General features: G+C 56.0%; 21 protein-coding genes and 1 pseudogene. 5 read left to right on the top strand and 17 right to left on the bottom strand.

Annotation, left to right across the window (positions count from 1 at the left end):
• Positions 1-21: 21 nt before the first annotated feature.
• Positions 22-519, bottom strand: a complete 498-nt coding sequence (locus tag P0119_22280; GenBank protein MDF0668788.1) for a hypothetical protein — start codon at positions 517-519, stop codon at positions 22-24.
• A 255-nt stretch (positions 520-774) separates the two neighbouring features.
• Between P0119_22280 and P0119_22275 the strand changes: the two genes are divergently transcribed.
• The 5 genes and pseudogenes from P0119_22275 to P0119_22255 all read left to right on the top strand — a co-directional run bounded on the left by P0119_22275 (position 775) and on the right by P0119_22255 (position 3,995).
• A complete protein-coding gene (locus P0119_22275; GenBank protein MDF0668787.1) occupies positions 775-1,059 on the top strand; it encodes a hypothetical protein in 285 nt (94 codons plus the stop codon).
• Between the two features lie 192 nt (positions 1,060-1,251).
• Positions 1,252-1,572, top strand: a pseudogene (locus P0119_22270) (hypothetical protein).
• Between the two features lie 66 nt (positions 1,573-1,638).
• Complete coding sequence (locus P0119_22265; protein MDF0668786.1) at positions 1,639-2,208, top strand: phosphoribosyltransferase family protein; 570 nt, start codon at positions 1,639-1,641, stop codon at positions 2,206-2,208.
• Between the two features lie 411 nt (positions 2,209-2,619).
• Positions 2,620-2,898, top strand: a complete 279-nt coding sequence (locus tag P0119_22260) for a hypothetical protein (GenBank protein ID MDF0668785.1) — start codon at positions 2,620-2,622, stop codon at positions 2,896-2,898.
• A 38-nt stretch (positions 2,899-2,936) separates the two neighbouring features.
• Complete coding sequence (locus P0119_22255; GenBank protein MDF0668784.1) at positions 2,937-3,995, top strand: hypothetical protein; 1,059 nt, start codon at positions 2,937-2,939, stop codon at positions 3,993-3,995.
• Positions 3,996-4,753: 758 nt separating this feature from the next.
• On the opposite strand, the gene P0119_22250 is transcribed toward P0119_22255, so the two are convergent.
• The 16 genes from P0119_22250 to P0119_22175 form a co-directional block, all read right to left on the bottom strand.
• Complete coding sequence (locus P0119_22250) at positions 4,754-5,035, bottom strand: hypothetical protein (GenBank protein ID MDF0668783.1); 282 nt, start codon at positions 5,033-5,035, stop codon at positions 4,754-4,756.
• A gap of 1,273 nt (positions 5,036-6,308) precedes the next feature.
• Positions 6,309-8,975, bottom strand: a complete 2,667-nt coding sequence (locus P0119_22245; protein ID MDF0668782.1) for a M36 family metallopeptidase — start codon at positions 8,973-8,975, stop codon at positions 6,309-6,311.
• 243 nt (positions 8,976-9,218) lie between these two features.
• Positions 9,219-9,419: a hypothetical protein gene (locus P0119_22240; protein ID MDF0668781.1), complete on the bottom strand. Its 201-nt coding sequence runs from the start codon at positions 9,417-9,419 to the stop codon at positions 9,219-9,221.
• Between the two features lie 470 nt (positions 9,420-9,889).
• Entirely contained in the window at positions 9,890-10,246 is a 357-nt protein-coding gene (locus tag P0119_22235; GenBank protein ID MDF0668780.1) for a JAB domain-containing protein, read from the bottom strand.
• A gap of 953 nt (positions 10,247-11,199) precedes the next feature.
• On the bottom strand, positions 11,200-11,715 hold the full coding sequence (locus P0119_22230; protein MDF0668779.1) for a DUF3732 domain-containing protein: 516 nt from the start codon (positions 11,713-11,715) through the stop codon (positions 11,200-11,202).
• A 12-nt stretch (positions 11,716-11,727) separates the two neighbouring features.
• Entirely contained in the window at positions 11,728-13,146 is a 1,419-nt protein-coding gene (locus tag P0119_22225; protein MDF0668778.1) for a hypothetical protein, read from the bottom strand.
• Complete coding sequence (locus tag P0119_22220; protein ID MDF0668777.1) at positions 13,143-13,631, bottom strand: DUF6521 family protein; 489 nt, start codon at positions 13,629-13,631, stop codon at positions 13,143-13,145. The genes P0119_22225 and P0119_22220 overlap by 4 nt, the downstream gene beginning before the upstream one ends.
• Positions 13,628-14,851, bottom strand: coding sequence for a hypothetical protein (locus P0119_22215; protein ID MDF0668776.1), 1,224 nt, complete (start codon positions 14,849-14,851; stop codon positions 13,628-13,630). Before P0119_22215 ends, P0119_22220 begins: the two co-directional genes overlap by 4 nt.
• A gap of 618 nt (positions 14,852-15,469) precedes the next feature.
• Complete coding sequence (locus tag P0119_22210) at positions 15,470-16,453, bottom strand: relaxase/mobilization nuclease domain-containing protein (GenBank protein ID MDF0668775.1); 984 nt, start codon at positions 16,451-16,453, stop codon at positions 15,470-15,472.
• Entirely contained in the window at positions 16,450-17,007 is a 558-nt protein-coding gene (locus P0119_22205) for a hypothetical protein (GenBank protein MDF0668774.1), read from the bottom strand. Before P0119_22205 ends, P0119_22210 begins: the two co-directional genes overlap by 4 nt.
• A 437-nt stretch (positions 17,008-17,444) precedes the next feature.
• Positions 17,445-17,870, bottom strand: coding sequence for a hypothetical protein (locus P0119_22200; protein MDF0668773.1), 426 nt, complete (start codon positions 17,868-17,870; stop codon positions 17,445-17,447).
• 67 nt (positions 17,871-17,937) lie between these two features.
• The gene (locus tag P0119_22195) at positions 17,938-18,186 is read right to left on the bottom strand and encodes a hypothetical protein (GenBank protein ID MDF0668772.1); all 249 of its coding nucleotides are present in this window, start codon (positions 18,184-18,186) and stop codon (positions 17,938-17,940) included.
• A gap of 780 nt (positions 18,187-18,966) precedes the next feature.
• On the bottom strand, positions 18,967-19,263 hold the full coding sequence (locus P0119_22190) for a type II toxin-antitoxin system RelB/DinJ family antitoxin (GenBank protein ID MDF0668771.1): 297 nt from the start codon (positions 19,261-19,263) through the stop codon (positions 18,967-18,969).
• Between the two features lie 482 nt (positions 19,264-19,745).
• Complete coding sequence (locus P0119_22185; GenBank protein MDF0668770.1) at positions 19,746-19,997, bottom strand: BrnA antitoxin family protein; 252 nt, start codon at positions 19,995-19,997, stop codon at positions 19,746-19,748.
• Positions 19,972-20,280, bottom strand: a complete 309-nt coding sequence (locus P0119_22180) for a BrnT family toxin (protein ID MDF0668769.1) — start codon at positions 20,278-20,280, stop codon at positions 19,972-19,974. Before P0119_22180 ends, P0119_22185 begins: the two co-directional genes overlap by 26 nt.
• Positions 20,281-20,796: 516 nt before the next feature.
• Positions 20,797-21,774: a hypothetical protein gene (locus P0119_22175; GenBank protein MDF0668768.1), complete on the bottom strand. Its 978-nt coding sequence runs from the start codon at positions 21,772-21,774 to the stop codon at positions 20,797-20,799.
• Positions 21,775-21,995: the final 221 nt, after the last annotated feature.

Below are 21,995 nucleotides of genomic sequence, written 5' to 3'. Positions count from 1 at the left end.
CTCATGCTCCAGAATGAGCCACTATTGGATCGCGATTTTCTCGAGATCGCGCGAGAGTTCCACGCGGCGCCTGACGCAATCCGAAATGTCGCCACCGTAACCAATGGCGGTGCGCTGCGCCCAGATTTCCTCGACGCCGTAATGTCTCTTGAGCGGTTTCGCTTGACGATTTCCGTAAACGCTCTCGACGGGGAAGAATATCGACGCATCCAGGGCGTAGACCGATTTGCTTCGCTCGTATCGACACTGCTGAACTGGAAGGGAGCGCGGGGACGTGTTCGACTGTCGTATATCGCTGACGGAAGCCGGATAGACGATGCGCGTGCCTTCATCCAGCGGTGGCACGACGCGGGATATGCCGTGCGGCTCGTTCCACTGATGTCCCGTGCAGGCAGCCTCGATGTAGCCGACGACGCGCGTTTCGTGGCCGATGACTTCGGCTATTGCCATTATCCCGTTGATACAATGAATGTACTTGCTGACGGTCGTGTCATACTTTGCTGCAACGATTGGCAACACAACGAGACATTTGGCAACCTAAGTACCCAGAGCGTACGCACGATTTGGAATTCGGCGCGAATGTCTGAGCTTCGGGAGGCTGCGATTGCGGGCGATTTGAGAAGTCGCTCGGCAATCTGCCGAGACTGCGACTACCCAATGCGGTCGGCAGAGCGGATACAGCTGGATTCGATTGTTCAGAGGAGGCAACGGGACAGAACCAGTTTCTCCCAGCTACCACACGGATCCACACTCCGTCTCTCCGACGGATCGGAGATGGCGATCCTTGTCCTGGAGATTTCTGTAGACGGCCGCATCGTCGCGGCGCTGCAGGAACCCGCTCCGAAGCCCGTCACCCGGGGCGAGGTACTGCTCAAGATTAGCTATTCTGGCCTCTTTTCGTTCGGCAGCCTGACGCCGGTTTGGTGTCCGGTGGAGATCGCAGAAGTGCAGGACGGAAATCCGACGATTATTGAGTTAGTATCCGATCCCCGTAACGACGCATCCCGGCTCCTGCCGTGGCTGCGCGCTGACTGGACTCCCCGCTCGACCGTGCTGTGAGCAGTTAGGCGGAAGCGCACTTGGGTTTCGAGACCGCCTAATAACGCATGCCCGTCATAGGCGTCTGCGCTCCCCTGGTGATGACGCTAGATCGAGACACCGCGCCCGCGCGCAACACCTTCGCGAATGTCGATCCATGGTTTAATGGACAATCGAATTAATTGAAGCCGATGTTCGCGACCCGAGTACGCCCGAGCTGTCGTAACAATTATCCCGCAGAATGGCCGGGTAATGGTTATCGAGGACACGGCCCATATGTACGACACGGCGCTTGCCGCACTCTGTGGCTTTGCTGGCTCCATACAGGTTGGCGGCCATTTCGTCGTTCAGGACGGCCATCGGGACGTTCCGGAAATGCTGCCGGAAGACATGCCAAGCAAGGTCAATAGGGCGATGCGTGCGGTTGGGGAAATGTTATGCTCCAAGGGAGTCGCTCGTTTCGAGGTTCGACGTGATTTCGAACTCTATATTGTCACAACGAACCCAGTCGATTGGTTGAGAAAAGTACGATGATTCAGGAGTTATCATACGTGGGGTACGAAATAGATGAGTGTTTGCTAGACACAAGGAGTCTATGAGATGAAGGCCAGTACCGATCTAGTCGTGAACGTGATACGGCGGATGAACACTGATACGAGGGACTATAAAGTCCTGATGAACGCTTCTGGGGACACAGTGCAGCATGCCATCATTCCTAGTACGATTCATCAAATAGCGGCGCGAATGGCGATGGCTCTCGAGACGACTTCCCAACCCGATTACATCGTGGGCTTCGCGCCTGGAGGGATTCCCATCGCGATGGCGTTGTCCTTTGCTGTCAACGTGCCGGCAGTCATAGCCTATAAGTGTCGCCTCGATCTTCCCGGAGAGTTGGTTTGGTCCGAACCGCATTGTCAGAATTCCACTTTCTATTTCTATGGTGCGCATCCAGGTATGTCGGTGATCCTGGTCGATGACGAGGTTGACTCCGGCGCGACTCTGGCCGGTGCCATCGAAGCTCTTCGCGGGCGAGGCGTAGAGATACTTGCCGTCGCATCGGTTGTCGAGGTCCTGCATACCTCTCAGTCGCGTGGCCGACAGCGACTCGCCACGTTGGGTCTAGACCTGAAGTCTTTGCAACGCTTCGACGTTGATTGCGAAATGTCTTGATAAGGCGACACGAACTAACGGCCTGATGCTCACAAGTGAGACGTGGCAGCACTTGAAAAATGTCTCTTGACGCGGGAGCCTTGCCGTCATAGCATGCGTTTGATTCCTATCGGATCCTTACGCACCGTCGCGAACTCGCTGTCGTTGTGGTATTGGTGGGAACTCCGATTGATCGGGAGGGAATGGGATGCCAAAACGATACGACCCAGTAGGGTACTATCCAGGACCTGCCCCACGACACAATATTGGGTTCGCAAAATAAAGCGCCGCGAGTGTTTGAAAAGTGCATAACTTAAGAAAGAAAATGCGTGTTTTCGCAGCAACGCTTTTCAGATGAAAGAAACATTGGATTTCCTTTATCGATGCTGATAAATTGCCGTCCCGATTCTCTTCTAAAATGGGAGGTGCCGCATGGATGACAAAAAAAGTAGGCTAGGCCCCGAGGATCAAGTTCTGATGAAGGCATTTGATGTCCTCAAGAAAGCTGAAGAAGCCGTCAACCAGCCGGAGCTGAAGCCGGACAAGCACTGGCTCCGTCTTGATGTATCCAAATTGGACGCGAAGCAGCGGCAAGAATTGACTACTAAGCTCAAAGAACTTTCCAGGGGGATCGCACCAGAGGGAGTTGGAAGCTTAGTTTCGGCTGAAGGCAATCATAGCTCCCATAATGACACCGACGGCTGGTTCTAAGCACCAACTGTCTGGGTGGCAACGATGCGGGTTCTGAGATGTTGTCGGAGCGTGTGGAGGCGATTGTAACGGCTGGTCCAGCTGGGCTGATCAGCGACACTGCTCTGCAACAGCTAAAGGGTGTACTTGCCCCATTTCCGGAAACGGCTACCGGTATCTTCGGCTTCGAAACGCGCTTGGATGCAAGCGACGATAAGGTAGATTGCTTCCTTCGCGTCCGGCCCAACCGGGGAGAGCTGGATGCGCTTATCGAGACGCTCGAACGTGTGGTTCCGAAAAACGTCCCCAAACAAGGGCTCCTCGGCTTTCTTCACGTATGGCGAACACCCGGATCCCGGCTTGAACGCTCGATCCGTCACATCTGGTTGGAGTTCGACGGCTTTGAGGGTGCCGCACATCCAAACGCGCCCAACATTCTCTTCTGGCACAGTCGTGGTCAAGGTCCCGACGGCCCTGTAGAACGATCAGCCTCAGAACAGGCGATGCTATTAAGGTCGGTCGCCGACGCAACAGGTTGGGATCTGCCGGACGCTACGACGGAAATTGAACTCGCCAAATGCGTAGCTACGCTACCGTTGAGCGCATGCGTGTTCTGCGTCGGGTTCGTGCGGCGTAAGAAAGATGCTGCATTCGTGCGACCATGCTTGCACGGATTCGAATCCGGCGGCATTGATGCGTATATCCGCCGCGTCGCACCGCCTGGGATCCAAGATGGTCTGACCCTACTCTTAGCGCAGTTGGAGACATTGAACGCGGAGGTGAAGGTCGACTTCGATTTGACCTCACGCATAGAGCGGCGGCTGCATCTCGAGGTCCGCTCCAAGAAGGGAACACCTAGCGATTGGGCGCTCCTGCTCGATACCCTCTCATCCTACGCCATGATCGATCCATACCGCGCTGAAGCTTTTGTGCACTGGGGCCAACGTGATCTGCAAGTATCGGGCAACCGTATATTTGGCCCAGTTCTTAGCCACGTTAAACTCCTACTGGATCTCGCCGGTCCTGCCGAGGCCAAATGTTATTATGGCGTATGGGAATGCGCTCAACTTCTCGAAGAAAAACAGAGGATGTGCTCAAAAGCATTCTACAAATACTAGAACCTGCTTTAAAATGCCGCCGCTGTTTGAAAGGCCAAGGCCGAGAGCCCTGTTGGCTCTTCAGTGATAAACTGAAGAGCTATGTCCCTTCCCAGAGTGAGGCCGTACCGATAGTTAAACACATCAATTCCACCTACATCAACCGCGTAGAAGTCTTGCATCAATCAACGCGGCAACAAGAATATCGACTGCACGGCTTTGCATAATCGGAACAGGGTCAACTGTTTTTTGGCTTACCTGGACTAACGCGGAATCTGTTGTCCTCAGCTGCCATCTCATGCGGGCAGTGAAATATTGCCAGAGGCGTGATCAATTCTTTAGTTATGGAAGGAATCAGGGTGACCATAAGGGGAAGAGGGAAATCCGTTCCATTGTCTCCGCAGGCGATTGAAATGACAAAACTCCAGAGCGACCTATTCCTACCCCTTCGAAAAGCAAAAGTGGTCTGGCTTGACCGCGCCGCACTGCAGAAAGATTTTCCGCAGCTCCGCAGCGATGCATTGGCGCTTCGATTCCCTGCTCTATGTAAGCTCAATCCGTCCGACCGCATCCGAAGGGAGTGTAGAATTACCGCGAATTGGGTATTGCGCAGATCAGCTTGGATTTCTTTATCTCAGTCCACGCCGAACCAGGTCAACACCCCCCCTCCAGTCAATCGCAAGCAGTATGTCGAGGGCTGGCGGCCGCCGAGGTACGGTCGAGCGGCTCTATTCGAAACACGTGCTGGCCGCAGTGTATGGCCTTGTAACGAGGCGTCTCTATGGGAGGGCGAAGAGGCGGGATGGCTGGACATTAAGGGTGTCGGCGTCTGCCCCGGGCAAAAGCCGCAACGAGACGTGCATGGCGACGGGCTGTTTCCGTTGTTTCAGGTTTTTCGCGAACTCCTGTATCAACGGCTTCTCGCACGTATCTTCTCCCTTTCCGGGCTCCCAATAGGGATCTTGCCGGCATACGCCGCGATTGACACTGGATTCCAGTGCTGGGACCGCCGCATCGGAACTCTGACGATGCCAGCTGGTCTGCTCGTGCGTCGGGCTCATCGCCGATATGCCGCAGAGTTGCCACAGCGATATTCCCGCCGTCAACGCATCCAGGTCGAGATAGAAATGACGCTTAGACAGTTCGGGGTCACCTCAGCGAGCCCGTCGAGCCGACTGACCCGAAGCAGACCGTCCGAGCAGGTAAGTGTTCGGGTCGGAAGCCTCACTGTCCCAGCTTGCAGCCAGGAGCATGTCACGGCATTCTGCACCGCGACGGGTATCGACACAGAAGGGATGGACGTTATAAACCTGCAAAGTGTCGCCGATCCGCCACAGGGGATGGATGCCATGTTGGTCGATTTCGGTCAGTTCTACGTTGTCGACAAGTTCCACCGACCTCTGGTGAGCTTGGTCATTGATCGTCCGTTTGGCTGGGGCGGGGTCATACGTCCAAACGATCCTTGCTTTGTCCAGCCAGACCCTCGTTTGGTTCTTGACCCACGGTACTGGGGCCGCACACCCTTACCTGACGATGAAAGCCGAACGTTTGGGTTTCCGAAGGATACCGAACTCCTCGGACCTGAGCGTGTCGGCCTTCGTCTTGCCGCCGCCCTGCGATCAGGAGCTGCTAGCCTGCCCGACGTATGCCGGGCAATCGACAGATATGTCAGATCAGGTACTCACCACTTAACACGACTCCTTCCTCAAAGTGCGAATGGCTCAATCAGGTGACAAAGAGACTCCGATGTCCGTGCTACATGAGTCCGAAATACTGGATCCTGAGGACAGCATAAAAATCCGGGACAGCTACGCCGCGCTTTTCAGGTGATCATTGGGCTGATGCCTCGGAGAAACACGCGCATCTGATAGACCAGTGGCTGAGCAAAGTTGCGCACGGTGGTTCACCTCGACTACGTTCGGAGCCGGACGGAATTACACAGAGCACCAGGGAACGTCGTTGCGGATATTATGGAGCATGACGCAGGTCCTACTATCATGCGCGCAGCTGTCACAAAAGCCAAGAGCCTATCCTGGTTTCGGGACGTTAATACTGGATGAGTCCAGCACAATTGCCATCTCCCCGGATTTTATGCTCTCTGAGGAAGGGACGCGGGACAAACACAGCTTGAATCTGAGGAAACCACCGCCGTAAAGACGGTGGTGTGGCAGGGACAGCCCGCTAGGGCTTACCTATGTCGATTTTGATGTTCCACTGTCTTCGATACTGCCTGCTGCAAAGACCGCTGCTTACAACATGGCGTTGTCATAGCTCTCATTCCCTGCCATGGCCATTCTTCTTCTCCTGCGTGTGACGCAATCGCTTTTTGCCAGTTCAAAGACCGATCTCGAGTTGCCACCGGTTGAGCATTCCTACATCGCCTCTGATGAGATCGACAACGCGCAGTGTCCAAACACCTTGTATCGGCAAACCAACCAATGCAGCGAGGGTTGCGCTTGAACCAGAGTCATACGAGGTTATGAGATTGTCGTTATCGCCGGCGGCACGATCTTGGAGCAGAGCGCTACGCCCTGTAGGGCTGATAAGGGCCAGACGCAAATCAGCGACGAACGTGTGGGTGATGTCGACCGCCACCTTGACCGAGCGCGCAACTCCGGTGTTAGAGATCGAGAGGGGGCTACTGACACCGACGGGATCGTTGTCGGGAATAATCAACGAAGGGCTAACTTCGTTGCGTACAACGTCGGTGGCAGCTGCTAATTCGACAGTCAGACTCCAACGGCGAAGCACGCCTTCATCCTGACTTGCTTCATCGATTACTTGCAGCACCCAGTCGCCTCGCACCAATTGGCCACGCAACGCACTCAGCGCAGTAAGCTTAGTATCGCTATAGGAGGCGACGAGGTCGCGCATGCTCCCACCAGCGCGCTCATGCAAGACCATTCTAGTGCCCGATGGCGCTGTAATTATTACTCGCAGATCACCAATATAGGTGTGCGCTATGTCAACCCCGATACTCACGTGCGAAATCGTGCCAAGTTCGCTTACGGCGAGGCGGCTAGAAATACCGGTCGTGTTGTTGTCCGGAATCGCCAGCTCGGGGGACGTCTCGACTTGTACTTGCGTCGCGGGCATGGACCCAGCCGTAGGCGTCTCAAAATCCGGTTCGATGCCAGAAATTGTTGCACCTATCGACTGAGCACGCGGCCCCATACCAAAACGTGCATAGACTTTCCATGCCTCACTCTGGAGGCGTCCATGTTCACTGCTGGTGAGCTGTCCTGCAGCAAGCTTGGCACTCAGTGCCAAAAAGAACGCATCGCGTGCATCCAAAAAGCTTGGATTGGCCGGCATTAATTTGAGTGCATCGACAATTAGTTGCAGTGTCAGCAATTTGCCAATCTTGCGGTTTAGCTCCATCAACGTAGCACACCAGATCTCGCCGATGTTATGCGGCTCGTTGTAACGGCCTTCGCCAATATTGGCGAAGGTATCTGGAAAGTTGCCGTCGTAGGCGAACTTACGGATGCCGCGAGCGTCATTGAGTACCCAAGCCCCAACTACCGTGGTGTCGTTTATCGTGCAAGCGATATAATCACTCCAGCCCTCTCCCATTCCAGAACTTTGCGGAGCATCTAACGCTTCAGCATTCAATGGGCCACCGACAAAGCGATTGGTGACGCCGTGCGTAAACTCATGAAATACGACACTTGAATCGAAAGCTGTGTGCCGGCCAGTGCTGTTGACCAATCCCATGTTCATGACTGGACCACGTCCTTCAATCGGGGTGGCCATGTTTGCTGTCCCATTAATAGCGCCGCTATGCGCGCGAGCATCAACCCGATCGGCGGCCAAGCCGCCACGCCCTAGATTATCCTCCTGGAAATTGCCATCACTTTCGCGGAAGCCGAGCAAATAGAAACAATCGTGCATCACACAGTTGTAATAGAAAATGTTAAGCACTCTTTGATCATCACCAGTTGCGTCAGTAGGATTGAATTGCAACACCTCCTCTTGGACGCTGCCTCGTACCACCGACCCAGTAACTCCTAAATGGGCGTAAGTCGAGTTACCCACCGTTTGATTCTGCGTTACCCAATGGTCAGGGAAGCCCGTCGGCAAATTGGAGGGGATCGGCAAGGCATAATCGATCAGTGGTTGCGGCAAATCTGTCATCTCACGCGCTGTGCCACCATCTTTTCGATAAACATTAGCGCGAGCAACGACGGTCCGAACAAGCTGGTGGCAATACAGGATATCGCCGTTGTCGGCATCGACCAGCACGCGATACTGGGCGTCGAAATTTGGAAACGTAATCAGTATGTGCCATGTCAATCGTAAGCCACCATCGAGGGCAAACCAGGTGAGCTGTGCTCTAATGTTCTCTTCGAAGGGGCCGTGTTCGAGTAACGTGGCTTGCTCGGGCTGGCCTTGGAAAGTCGTGATAATCCGAGGGACAAAGCCAGTGAGATCGACTTGGGCCGGGATTAGTGGTTCGCCGAAGACATCGCGTTGATCTTGTTCGTCGGCCGTTGGGGTACCAACATGCTCAGCGGCTTTGCGCACCGCCTCCGCGATTGCTAAGCGCGGGCTGACTGTCAGATCCTGATCGACCGAGACGAGGATTCCTACCACGTCTTGAATAGCGCCATCTGGCGTGAAACGCACCACCTGGGTGGACTGAAAGATCGTGATCGATTTGAATTGCTGCTGCAGATGCACTGCCACCGCGCCGCTGGACGTGCATTGAAAGTTGGGATCGGCTACAAACTCGGCTGGCTGGTTCGCTTCCAGACCAAGTCGGCCGATCCGTTGCACGTGGCTAAGTGCGCGCTGAACGTAGTTACCCGCTTCTGCAGGGGAATTTTCCGACACCACAGCCGAGAAATTACCGGTCACAGCGTCAAAGCGCTCGATGCGGACGCGGTGCGCACCGGGTAGTTCGTTCGACACAACTTCCGCTCGAGTTGTCAGCTCAGCTCTGCGTGAGTCAGTTAGCCTGTTGATGCTGATGATGCGGCGGTCCAGCTCTCGACTCATGTGCGTCTCCTAATGAGAATGGTGCTAGACAAGGTGAAACAACTGACTGCGTAGTACTTTGAGAATCGTTGATGCGTTATTACTCCTACGATCGTTAACGAGTCAAGCGGCGACTGTTTGAGATAGGATGATGGCGAGATCCAGCGGCCATCTCACGACAATTGTACACATCCAACCGAACAGCCATATAAGAATTTTTGACCACCAGGTCGACGGTTGAGCACACACTCCAAGTTCTGCAACCTAGATCTGCGTGACCGTCTCCTCAACCCCCTTGAGCAGGCGCTGGACCTCCTCGACATAAATTCTTATCCTAGCATAGTGCTGATGCCGCATCATCTTCTGCACCCGCGCGGGATTCGCGCCATTGAGCAGCGCAAACGTCGGGGTGGAGTGCCACAATCTATGCACCGCGATGCCGGGCTTCTTTACACCGGTCACCACCTGGAGCGGACGTCGCTTCAGGGATCGGATGGTATTTCACCCTTTTACAAATTCCGCCGGATCCATCGGCTGCTCATACGCGTATTGACCACATCCAACCGAAAATCCCCTATAAGTCACGGTAGAGTCCGGCCACAGAAACTCCTTCGCTGTAGCCATGCACCTCCCCGCTGCGAACACCAATTGCCACCACTCAGCTATACAGCACTCAGTAGCACGAGAGCGAAGCCATTACGTTCAGCTCATCCTCCACATCTTCTGGGGATAACCTTGTAAACAAGAGACGTTGTGCGCACGCATCACAGCGGCTCATCGCCTGTTCCACATGTTGCCTATTTCTTAAGCATCCGCTGCGTCAGAAGCAGACCACCACCTGTGGTAGGGACCTGGAACTCTCCTAATGTGTCGACATGCGTCATCTGCCCAGAAGAATAATCGGTGGGAGGTGCGACAGGATTTTCACTGTCGCCTCACGGCGGCCAGCCCTGATCTGCAAAGCTATAGTGGCGGTCGTCGCCGAGAATGAGATGGTCGAGCAGCCTGATGCCCAGTAAGTCGCCAGCTTCCCGCAGTCGTGTGGTGAGCGCCCGATCCTCCTGGCTCGGTGTGGGATCTCCGGAGGGATGATTGTGGGCCGCAATGATCGCGCAGGCGTTGAGAAGGATGGCGGGCTTGAACACTTCGCGGACATGAACAATGCTGACCGTAAGCGAGCCGATCGAGACGATGTTCACACCGATGATCCCATGTTTCGCATCGAGACAACAGACAAGGAACTGCTCGCGATCGAGACCAGCAAAGACTTGGCGGCTAAACTCAGCAAGCACTGTGCCTAGGTTAATACTTATGAACCCATATAGTTTGCAAGCAGTTTCTGACAGAATCGTAGGAGGAGAAGTAGCGAGGTGTATCTATTTGTAGTCTACTGTGAATCCAAATGGATTCAGTCTGAGATAACCCACAACTTTCCAATCACTAATCGCGATTGAATCCAGTAATAGAGTGTCGTGCTCCTATGAACTCAAGCAACCTGAAACTGATTGGGGAGGAACGCCGCATTTCTCCTAGATCTGAGTGACCGCCTCCTCCATTGCATCGAGCAGCCGCTGCAATTCCTCCACATGCATCCTGGTGGTCGCATAGTGCTGGTGCCGCATGATCTTATGGACCGGCGTCGGATTCACGTCATTGAGCAGGCAAAGGTCGGGGCCGAGTGCCCCACACTAGGTACGACAACGCCAGAATCCCCATTTTCTAAATCGACCTGTGCTAATAGCCCAAATGGCAAATCATCAAATGGCTGTCGCCGAAACGTTCGCCCCCGGCAAACCGGTGATGACCGTCCGACTTTCAGTCCGACGTTGTCTACGGATTCTCGGCGTGGAAATTGTCTTTCCCGCAGTCAGATAGTGGGCACCCTATTCCCCCTGCTGTGCGCACACCGAGACGGACGTCATGAAGATCGTGGCGTTGGCGAGGGTATGAGGTAGGTTCTGAATAGCTGGCTCCTGTCGATGCCCTATGAAGCGGTGAGACATGAGCGGAGTCGTACGGGAAGATTGCGGGGATCTCCCAGACATGCGCCGAGAGAACATTGGACTCGTGGGGAAAGCGGTCGAGGAGAAACGACAGACGTATGTCGTTGTGAATAACTAGGCGGATGGAAATGCGCCCGTCATTCGTGGAAGTGGTGTAAGCTCATGTTGTCTGCGGTTCGGTCAATCAACCTCGTTACAGTCAAGTCCGCCTCCACGTGTCGCCGACCGAGCGGCCCTGCGGATCAGTGGTCTTGCCATTCCTCCGGAACTAGTGCCGGCGGTTTTGTCCAAGGCTGTTCCACCAATGCTTCTTGGAACCACTGGTCACGAAGATTTGCGTGCTCGGTGACGATCAACTGGAACCCGGGAACATCCTCCTGAGTAAACTTCAGCAATAGCTCGAACAGTCGGCGCACAGCATTGAGATCGGCGTCGGCTTCGGTCTTCTGCACCGAGCCGTCGGCGTCCTTGTAGACCTGCTCAGACGGAAAGTAAACCTGGGTCGGCTGGTCGATCAGTAGGAAGCGAGGGATCGGGCGGTTGTTCTGTGCTACGAACAGATGCAAGGCGAGCAGTGCCGATAGGTGGTAGGCCAGATAATTCTCGCCACCCCCGGTCCGGCCCATCGGGACCGGACGCTCGGGGCGATCGAAGATAATAGTCAGCTGTGGGAGATTGAGCCGCGCAGGATAGGGGCTGAACTCGGCGTCGAACTTCTGGATATACCGCGACACATGCGCGGAGATGTTGTTGAGGATCGAGGTCAGGCGTTAGTTGCTGTCATCGGCTCCGATTTGGTTCTCAAGCTGCTTAACCTTGTTGGTAAGGCGGCGATTCTCCGCTTCCAGCCTGGCAATATCTTCGTTGGGGAGGAGCGTCTCTAGGAACAGGCTGATGCGACCAACCACACGCGCGGCTGCGTTATTGCGTGTGCCCATCTGTGCGATGACCTCGTTGGCCGAAATCGCAGCAGATAGCTCCGCCTCCTTCTGCTTGATGGCGGCTGCAATCCCGACCGCTTTGGTGGTAAGTTCCGTCAGGTAGGCTTCAAGTTTAGGGCGCTGGCCGGTGGCGATGCGCAATTCCTTGTCGAGCGATTCCAACTCGTTGAGCAGAACCGCGGCAACCGGGGATTCCAGTGCTAGGTTCCGCTCGCTGAACGGCCATTGCCATTCGCCGCTATCGGAATTCTTCGGCAGAGCCTTGATTGAGGCCAGCCGGTCAATCTGTTCGGCGGCCTCGTTTTCGTAGCCGCCTGCCCGCTTGGCAAACTGTCGCGCCGCGTCGATCCTGGTCTGGGCGTCGCGTCGATCCTGGCGCAACTGGCTTAGCTCTTCTTCCAGAAACGAAATCCGACTGCCATCGTCGTCGGGCACCGTTTCGGGTTTCCATAACAGTGCTGACCTCAATGCGTCGATAATCCCGTCTGCGTTCGTGTTCCCATCGATATTAGCGATGACACCGACCGTCCTGGCTTCCGAGTAAAGGCCGATGGCCTGCTCATGCGATGTGTCGACAGCGTCGCGTGCCTGCTCCAATTGCTTGCTGTTGATCCTTAGATCCCTCTGCGCCATACGCAGCCTGGATTCCAGTTCGTACCGGTCGTGGGAAGAGACGCCGAGCAGAATCGGCAGTGTATCGCGGATCGCCTGCGGCTGAAACTGCTCGTTCTGGCGGTAGAAAAGCTGATCCTTGTTGGCCACCAGCCCCTGTTTCTGGAACAGATAGTAGAACGTGTGTTTGACGTTCGCATCGTAGCTGTCGCGGCTGTGTTCAAGTGCGACATCGGTGCGGTTCTCAGGAATGTCGAGCAGACGCGACAGCAATTCGACGATGCTGTCGTCGTCGGTGTTGACCGCCAGGTCCTTGAACTCAGGTGCCTGTAACTGGGTACCCCGTCGCAGCATTGCCGTACTGCAACTGGCTCCTCCGCCGGGCGGAGTTGGCTTGGCGACCAGCACCTGTTCTTTTTCGAACTGATAGATCACGGCGAACCAGGCCACTTTGTCGCGAATAACGCCTTCGGGGACATTGAACGAGGAGCGTCCCATGCAGTATTCGATGATTTCAGAGAGTGCAGACTTGCCGGTGGAGGAGCGACCGGTGATGACGTTAAGCCGGTCTACCTTGAACAGGAGATCTCGGCGCTGACCGTCGTGGCTGTAGATATGGATAGACTTGATCTTCATGGACGAATCCCAAAGGTTGTGTATACGGTCGCCCGGTCGGCGATGCGTGCAAATTCCCGTCCGACGATGCGCGCCACCTTCTGGCATGAGACGGTCTCGTCAGTTCCGCTGATGGTCTTGCGCACCTTGTCAGGCACGGTCTGGATGCGACCGTCGTCCGCGACGGCGATGCAACCTCTTTCCATCAGCAGGCCGAACGCCTCGAAGGCATAGGGCAGCATCTGCGTAACGCGGTCGGCGAAGCCCACCATGACCTGCTGGTTCTTTTCCGTGGTCTTGAGCAAGTAGCTTCGTGGACTGCCGGCGATCACCTCGCGCGAATCCTTGTGCAAGCACAAGGGCAGCACCAGCAGCGACAAGGAGAAGGGCATGCCGCGGGCGTCCTGTTCCTCGTAACCATGGAGGGCGCGGAACAGGACAAGACCACAAAAGGCAGGGTTAAATAGGTTCCGAATCTCGAAGGGCCGCTGGTTCCATCGCTTCACGAGGCCACCTCCAGCACCGTACGGAGGCGGTCGAGGAACCTGGGATGCCAATAGACTCTGGGTTCGGGTGTGCCATCGGCCAGAATGTGGAAGCTGCCGCGAAGGACATAGGGCTCATTCACCCGTGCGCGGATGCGTAGGGCTTCGATCTTCCCGGTCTCGAACTCCGCCCAGTTATAGAGGGTAGCACCGGCTTCGCGAAGTGCGTCCTCGGCGCTGTCGTCCTTCAACTGCTCGAACGCAACGTCCTTGTAGCGGTTCCATTCGTCGGCGAGACGATCTTCGTACTCTTCCACCTCTCCGGATACCAGCAGATTCTCGCGTGCCCAAGCCGATCGCTGCTCGAACGCCCGGTAGTAGTCCAAGATAGCGCTCCTGATCCGGCTGGAGGAAATGCCAATCTCGCGCAGTTGCGCCACGAACAGGCGCAGATCGGCCTCGGTGTCGATCTCTTCGGCGGGCTCCTGTCCGCGGAAGGTGATGGGAAGGTTGTCCATCTTGTATTCCTCGGCCAAGTTGGAGAGTTTGTCCGAGACCTCGTATCCGAAGATTCCTTCTGTCCTCGCACCGGTCAACTGCTTGATCACGACATCAGTCCACCAGCCCTCCAGCCGCTCGAACACGAACTCGCGGTGTTCACGCCGGATGCTTCGCATGTGCTTGTCCCTGATGATCGACGGGATATCGCCGATACGCGGCTTGCCGTCGAGGATCAGGATGCGCTCGAGGAAATTCTGCTTCTCAGGATCACTCAGTTCGTTGAACGCCGTGGCGATCGGCGCAATGAGTTGCGACCTCGACTCGGCGAGCGCGGCGTTGGCTAGTTCAGTCAGTGTTGTCACATCGCCGGAAGCGATGGACTGGCTGGGGAGGAGACGGGCGAGAAACGAGGCGGGCGACACTGTGCCTGTGGTGAACAGGAAGAACCGCAAGTTCGATGCGGCACGGCCGTCGCGTTTGTACCGCGCCAGCCAGATATTGACGGACTTCCAGAAGTCGGTCGATAAGTCGGTCAGCCTGTTGCCAACTGCCTTGTGTTTGAGCGAGGCCAGGGACTTGCCGCCGTCACTATCGATGAAATCGAGGTCGTCGTCCTTTTCCAAGAAGACGGCGGTGTCCTCCGACATCTGGAACAGACAGAGCAAGGCCAGACGCGCCTGGTAGATGTAACCCAGACCTTGTTCGCCGGCTGCAAATTTGTCGGCGGTTGGGTCTGTCATCAGCCCAATCGGCTCCTAATCGCTGTTATCAGTTGTCTCACGGCTGCTCAGATCGAATACCGGAGAACATCGTCGTTTATAGACTCGCCCCATAAGGCGTCGCGAAGCGTCGGCTCAACTATCTTTAAGTCGATCCGCATGAGAGCCAGATCTACCAGTTCTTATGCGACCAAGACGGCGCTGCCGTTCGCGAACAATACGCCATAGCCGTTATCGTTTCAACGAGTTGCGACTATGAGACTACTGATCACGTGGTCTTTATAGAGACCTGCATGACGTCCTTACTTAGATTGAAGCCATGGGAAGACGGTGCTACCCCCCCGCCCCAACGCTGTACCTGACGCTCCGCCCATTGACTGCATCCAATAAAAACTCCACAATGAACATGCCAGGTGCGGCTACGCGAAGTCTCTTAAGCGTTGGATCAGATTCGCGTGACCGCGACTTTCAGTCCCTCTAACAGGCATTGCACTTCCTCTACATAGACCTCCGTCATCGCGTCGTACTGCTTCCGCATCATCATCTGGACTCACGTTGGATTCTCATCATAGAGGAGTGCAAACGCCGTGGTCGATCGTCTTTACCGTTGTCTCGTTGTTGCGTCAATGGCAGAACGTCTCATCGTTCACGATCTTTCCTTCGGTCCCGCTCAGACTCCGGAGTCCTGGCTGGTCCTCCGAGATAGCGCCCCAGGTCCGCCGCTAGTTGCCGATCCTCCCCACGATCTGACCGGGCTAACGTCCGCATCACCTGCTCATAATTCCGCATGACCTCCTGGGCTCGACCATGTCGGCGCGTGAAGCGTTTCAACCTCTCCAGCGTCTGCCCTTTGCTGCTCGGTTCAGGCAGATGCCGCACGGTCCAACGTTCATGCGTCGTGCGGTGAATCCGGCTCGTGGTAGTGGCCTCAATGCCATGCTCCCGTAAGGCCTCCGCAAACCCCTCCCGCCAGCGTTGCAGATCGGCCTTTCTTGGATTCAAACGCATCCCATCGAGGCCCGCCGCTTTGACCGTCAGGTGGACATGTGGATGCGGAGAAGGATGCGGATCCGGATCGGTTTCGAACGTATGGAGCACCATCACGTACTGAAACCCTGAAAACTCCCGTTTCGCGAAGTCACGGGCAGCCCGTTGGACCGATAGTGGGTCGGTGCGTGTCGGCATGGAGAGGACGAGATGAAAGGCATCACGCATGGTCGAGTCCGCCGCGATCGGCATCCCGCCATCGCGCCATTCGGCTTTTAGATCGGCCACGGCGTCTTTCCCCTGAATCACCTGACCGTCCTGATCCTCGATCTCGAGGAAGCCATCCCGCGAAACGTACGTGAGGTTGTTCGAGATCCCCTTCATCCCTTTCGGCGCCCTGACGAGTTTCACCACCACTTGCGGGGCCCGGCGGACCATGGCTTGTAATTTCTGCCGCACATAGGTCGCCCGAGCCTGTGACGTGCTCAGCCGTCCGCCGGTACTCACGCGCTTGGCGGAACTCAGACGAACACTCCTGCTAGACCTCGGTCGTGGGAGGGTCTCCGTTGAGACATTGAAGAGCCAACTCCCCCACTCATCCAATTTCTGGTCAATCTGGCTGCCTGTCGAACTCATTGGATGTGCCAGCGCTCCACGGTCCCGCGTAAGACATTGGACACCTTCTTGGTATGGGTCTGAATCACGCGAGAGAGTTCGGTGATGACCTCGACCCGAAAGGCGGTCCGGTTCTGAGGCGTGGTATTCAAGACTTTCGCAATCTGGTTCAAGTTCCTGCCCAAGGCAAGCAGTTGCTGATTCGACCGGGCCAAGGTCTCCAATTCCGGCTGTCCGACCTGCGGCTGCCCGGTCAACTTGGTACGAATCATCGCGACCACCCAGGCCGTCGGCTGATAGCCCTCGTGCCGGGCACAGGTGCGCAGCGCGGCGAGTTCGGACGGTGTCACATTCAGTTTAATGCGGGCGGTGGCTCGTTCTCTTCGCCGAGTGACGTGTAGCCGAGGCGCCAACGGGGGACGCGGCGTCTTGGCGAGAGCCTGCCGCAGGACCTGTCGCAGGGCATGACTCGGGGTGACACCCTGCTGCTGACACCAAGCCTGCCAGGGAGCTTTCAGCTCACCGAGATCCACGGTAATCGTCGTGGTCCGCTTTTCTGGAGAGGCAGCGGGCATGGGGCGCGAGCATACATCAACATCAAGATGTAAGACAACTGGGGCTCATAGCCATATCCTGCAACCTCTCAAAAACCCCCTATGGTATCCCCTACTGTCATCTCCGAAAGCGGCCCCAATCCCCCTTCAGCCATACCCCCAACCGACCAGGATAGGATCATCCCCGATACCGCCCGGAGGACGGCAAAGGCGCCTTTTTTAAACGTCGGGTATTCTCCTGCTTTAGTCAGTCAGAGGAGCAGGCTCCCTGAAAACGACGGAAAGGCTGAAAACAGAACACCCATTCCCCACCCCCCCGAGCCCCAGGAATTCGGGCACCGGCTTGTCTACCTGATCGAGCGCTCTATACACCATGACGGCTTCAGGATCCTGATATGTCTAAGCAGGAAAGGGGGCATGATGTGATGAGATCATGCCCCGTGAATGGATCGACGAAATTACAGAGACAGGATCTCTCGAACCGCTGTAGGGGCAAAAAAGCCTTGATCTCGGAGCGTGGCAAACCAAGCTCGGCCAAACTCCTGCAAGTCCTGTTTCAGCGAAGGCAGGACATGAGTGCGCCTGCCCACTTCGTCATACCGATAGACTTCCTGAAAGATCCCCAGGTAGTCGTTCCGAAAGGACACCGGTTCGGCTGCGGCGCCGTCGGGCAGATCAGTGACCATGAACACCAGATCGGGATCACGCATGAGGTCGCCGTTCTGTTCACTATACTGACAAAGGGACACAAATCGGTGTCCGTCTTCACTGGATCCAATCTTTTCAACCGACAGTGGCATGAAGCCCGGGACCGTGATGCGGACGGCCTGGACACCGCCAAGCAGGTGATCGAGATGCGTGGCAAATTCCTGATAGCTTTTCATCGTCTTATTTCCTTTCTTCGGATGTAGGAAGCCCCCGGCGCGAGGGCCGGAGGCTTCCAGTTTGCGGTCAGCGACCCGACCGCTCCGCGATCCAGACCTTCGCCTGTTGGGCGACAACCACGAGCGCGTCAAGGTCCGCCAGGCCGAAGGATTCCGAATCCTTCACGGTCCCATCGGACGCCTTGTACGAGCGGGCCACGGTCACGTTGTAGAACGGGCCTTTCATGCCCTCGTTCTTCCAGATGCTCGCCTTGATGCTGCTGCATCGAAGCGTGGTGACCGGCTTGGGTTTTGGTGTTTGTTCTTGAGGTGCCATGTTGTTGTCTCCTTTAGTTAGAGTTGATGTGTTGGCCTCTCACCAGGCGTGGAGGCCACACAGCGACGACAAAGGAGACAGAGAGGACGCCGCCACCTGGCGGGCCGGCGGGCGCGATGCGGAGGAATGCCCGCGGAAAGGAGCCGCCTCAGAGGCGGCGCGCGGGCATGATCGACGCAGCCCGCCGGTGAAAAGCCAGGGCGGCGGCCAGATGCGCACAGGCACCGGCCCTGAAACCACAAGCTGGTCCCCGCTCATCACCAGCACGGCATAACAGAGCAGATTCAACGGACGAGGCGAGAGGGTTCTGTTCTCACATGTCGACAGAGTTCGCCCGCTTGTCGAGGTGAAGGCTAATCAACGGATCGGCTCCGAGACAGTCTTGACCTTGAGGCGTTTGTCGGCCAGCAGGCAACGACGCACCCATCCAGATTGGCGCTGAACGCAGGGGAAGACCGAACGGCCTGCGAGGCCGCAGGGGAGCTGCCATGAGACAGGAGGCGTGAAATCTTTGAGGTGCTCTACATGCTTCGTCGCGTGGGCGAGCCGTAATCGAGATGGAAAGGCAAACCAGAAGCCAGGGCTGTTTGTAGAGGCTTTGGGTAGACAAACCGCCATGTCGCGAGAAACACCTAACCGTCCATTGATACAGCTCCTGATCGTGTTCGCACTCAACGTCAGTCAAACAGGTCGGCGTGCGTGCCTGTCCGTTCGAGAATGAGGACCGCGGCTTGAATTCTGTAGATGAGAAGCCAGTCTGGTTGGAATGTGAAGCAAGGCTTACGTGCCCGTGCGGCTTCTGAGTGCATGAAAGTTTTTGAACGAGGGGAGTTTCTTGGGATGCTTTGCTTCTTCAAAAGCCTCCAGCGTGTGCGGGTTGGGGATCATGAGAGGAAAGGGAATCCCCTGGTGAAGTTCAACCTGGGCATAAAAAAGACGGATGGCTTCGGCTTCAGTCAGGCCGAGTCGCTCAAAGATTTTCACGGCCTTCTTCTTCAGGCCAGTATCAATACGAGTGTTGATGCGGTTAGACATAGACATCTGTCCAGCTTTACTCATGCTCTCGTTGTACGCCATGTGTCGTGCTCATGAAAGATGATTCTCTGTGGTACGCACGGCATCTTTTATTTTTAACGAAGCGTGTGCTGACCACTTGATTAATGGCCGAGATCAAGGTCGAACGACAAGCGTTCCCAATCCTCCAACCCCGCCTCGACGTTGCCATGCCACAGGCGTTGATTCACACCATACAAGAGGAGTTGCACCACGTCGCGTCACCGGCGGTTCCTCGCCCTCGAGATGGTGTCCCTCATTCTGCCCATCGGTCACCCTCGAAGAGCCGAGCCGACCATGAACGGACACAGACACCGGACTCACACACCAACCTCTTCTCAACACCGTGTTGCGCCCCTCACTCACGCGGGGGCGCAACAGACCTTCCGAGTCTGTGGCCACGCACGACTGCACCCGTGACACCGTCCGCTGTGGTGCGGGTTTCATACTGACTCTTTATGAAACGCCGCGAACTGTAGAGCAGTGAATCCGAGGCGCTCCTCCAACTACTTCGGAGCAACAGCCTGTTCAAGTGCGAGACGAATAAACCGTTGATAGGGAACACCGGCACGCGCGGCGCGTTTGCGGACAGCCTCATACAGTTCCTCGGACAGGCGCAGGTTGATGGACTTGTCCTTCGGTTTGATCTCAAAGCGGGTCAACTGCGCCCCCGACAAGTCATACTGCGTGAGGTCAGCCTTTTCGACGAACGCCGCCGCCGCGCGGTCGCTCTTAAAGGTTGGGATTTTCTTTTTCATACGCGTCGACCTCCTTCTTGTGCATGTATCGAGCGCTGATGGGCCGGATCAATACGTCGTCCCCTTTCTTGCGAAACGTGAACACCATGAACACACTGCGTCCTTTGTCAGTGTGGCCTATGGCGCAAAAGCGTTTCTCGCGCTGTGAGTGGGCCTCGTCCGGCAGTACAGCCAACGGTCGGGCAAAAAGACCTTCAATCGTCGCCACGGAAAGGCCATGCTTCTCGCATTTGGTACGATTGCCCTGATCCCAGTCAAAGCCGTTCGCATGCACTGTCATCATACCTCGCAATGTATACACTTGTATAGGCAAATGTCAATGCGTGCAACTGACCCCGTGTGAAACGGGAAAATGTCTGACCTTCCCCCGATTTCAGAGACACCTGCATAAGAGAGGAGCAGACTGTCCGATTGGTACTCCGCTTGGCACAGTCAGTGGTGCAAGTCTCTAGAGGCCTCAGCGCCGCAGACCATCTACTCTACCGCCGTGGTCATGCGACGATACAAAACGGCACGGAAGAAACCGACGAACGTAGCCCTCGACGAGCGCATCCTCCAAGAACTGAAAGTGCTGGCAGACCAGCAAAGCATTTCCTATAAAGCCCTCATTCGCGTTTTCATTCTCCGTGGGATCGAGAGAGCATGAAACAGAGCTCCTAGCCCACACACCCACGCTAGTTGAGCGTTCTCGTGGGAGGCGTGCCGTTCAATGCCAGCTGGCCAGTTGGCTCAACGAACATCTCCATCGTACCGCAATAACTAAAATTCCATTTATTCGAGAGAACAAGGCGTGGACGGATCACAACAGCTCGTTGAGTGCACCGTCAGCGATGATGATCTTGTTCTTCTTGCGGAATGGGGCGACCTTGGGATCGAAGTTGGTCAAAATATCCAGGCAGGTGGACTCTAGGTAGGTGTCGAGGGCCTGGCGTTCACGGTTGATGACCGCATCCAGTTCCGCACGATCGGCGGCGAGAGGACGGCAGTCGCGCATGAAGTGCCGGAATCGCACGGCTTGTAAAGCGGTCTTGTCGCTAAAGATGAACGTCATGTGTGGGTCGTTGTGACGACTGAGATCCTCCATGTAGACAGCCTTCCGGGCCTCACCGTTAAATTCAGTGCAGAGGGCATCGTAGCGTTGTGACAGGTAGTCCCAGAACCTCCGTTGCAATTCCTCAGCCTGCGCTTCCTTTCCATCCGCATCGATCCGCTGGCTGAAGATCGTCCCCTTGCCCTCGCGCTTACCGTGATCCTTGGCGTTCACGTAGCGGTGTGGAATGAGCGTGGACACCTTCTCCTGTCCGAACTCCTTGATGCGGCTGTAGACGTAGCCGGCCGCCATGCAGAGTGAGGCGTAGTGAAAGGCCCCATTGATAAAAAGGCGTGCCCAAGAATAATAGAACGCGCCACGGTAGGGTTTGACGACGTACTCCGGGGTTTGCTCCTTGCGCGCCTGTTCTTGAAAACAGTGGTCGTCGTAGTCGTACTCATAGAGGGTGTCAAAATTGAGCAGAGTCTTGCCCTCATCCAGGTATTCATTCAGGAAGAAGAAATCCTCACCTACCCCAGCGGCAGGCAACAGCGCCCGGTTAAACACCAGATGTTCCTCATCGCCGAATTGGTCGCTGATCTCGGAAAGGTCTTCGTCAGTTTTTGCCTGAATACCAAACAGCGCCTTGACCAACTCCTGACGGAGACGGAACGCGTCCTGTTCAGGCATGCTGACACGGTAGCGTTCCTGCGCATCAAGGGACCAGGCGAAGTATTCCGGGTTCACTCGCATGAGTGCCTGGCGGAGCGCCGGGTCGAGCGCAGCGAGCCCAGTGGGTGATGAATGAATCTCCTGACTTGTTCCAACCGGCCCTTGGTGCTTCATACAGGTCTGATATAGCACACCTGTGCGTTAGGCATTCAAGTGCGGGAGCCCACGAGAAGATGATGAGCGAGAGCATGACCTCCGTGACTGACGCGGGCCACGTCAAGGACGCCGTCCTCACG

The sequence above is a fragment of the Nitrospira sp. genome, from assembly GCA_029194665.1.
Classification (GTDB): domain Bacteria; phylum Nitrospirota; class Nitrospiria; order Nitrospirales; family Nitrospiraceae; genus Nitrospira_D.
Note: the sequence above shows the minus strand (reverse complement) of the source record. Positions and strands in the feature narration are given on the sequence as shown.

Coding starts and splice junctions, on each gene's coding strand:
- P0119_22275 (MDF0668787.1), top strand. CDS start 775: ATGGCGATCCTTGTCCTGGAGATTTCTGTAGACGGCCGCATCGTCGCG.
- P0119_22265 (MDF0668786.1), top strand. CDS start 1,639: ATGAAGGCCAGTACCGATCTAGTCGTGAACGTGATACGGCGGATGAAC.
- P0119_22260 (MDF0668785.1), top strand. CDS start 2,620: ATGGATGACAAAAAAAGTAGGCTAGGCCCCGAGGATCAAGTTCTGATG.
- P0119_22255 (MDF0668784.1), top strand. CDS start 2,937: ATGTTGTCGGAGCGTGTGGAGGCGATTGTAACGGCTGGTCCAGCTGGG.
- P0119_22250 (MDF0668783.1), bottom strand. CDS start 5,035: ATGAGCCCGACGCACGAGCAGACCAGCTGGCATCGTCAGAGTTCCGAT.
- P0119_22245 (MDF0668782.1), bottom strand. CDS start 8,975: ATGAGTCGAGAGCTGGACCGCCGCATCATCAGCATCAACAGGCTAACT.
- P0119_22225 (MDF0668778.1), bottom strand. CDS start 13,146: ATGAAGATCAAGTCTATCCATATCTACAGCCACGACGGTCAGCGCCGA.
- P0119_22215 (MDF0668776.1), bottom strand. CDS start 14,851: ATGACAGACCCAACCGCCGACAAATTTGCAGCCGGCGAACAAGGTCTG.
- P0119_22210 (MDF0668775.1), bottom strand. CDS start 16,453: ATGAGTTCGACAGGCAGCCAGATTGACCAGAAATTGGATGAGTGGGGG.
- P0119_22205 (MDF0668774.1), bottom strand. CDS start 17,007: ATGCCCGCTGCCTCTCCAGAAAAGCGGACCACGACGATTACCGTGGAT.
- P0119_22200 (MDF0668773.1), bottom strand. CDS start 17,870: ATGAAAAGCTATCAGGAATTTGCCACGCATCTCGATCACCTGCTTGGC.
- P0119_22195 (MDF0668772.1), bottom strand. CDS start 18,186: ATGGCACCTCAAGAACAAACACCAAAACCCAAGCCGGTCACCACGCTT.
- P0119_22190 (MDF0668771.1), bottom strand. CDS start 19,263: ATGGCGTACAACGAGAGCATGAGTAAAGCTGGACAGATGTCTATGTCT.
- P0119_22185 (MDF0668770.1), bottom strand. CDS start 19,997: ATGAAAAAGAAAATCCCAACCTTTAAGAGCGACCGCGCGGCGGCGGCG.
- P0119_22180 (MDF0668769.1), bottom strand. CDS start 20,280: ATGATGACAGTGCATGCGAACGGCTTTGACTGGGATCAGGGCAATCGT.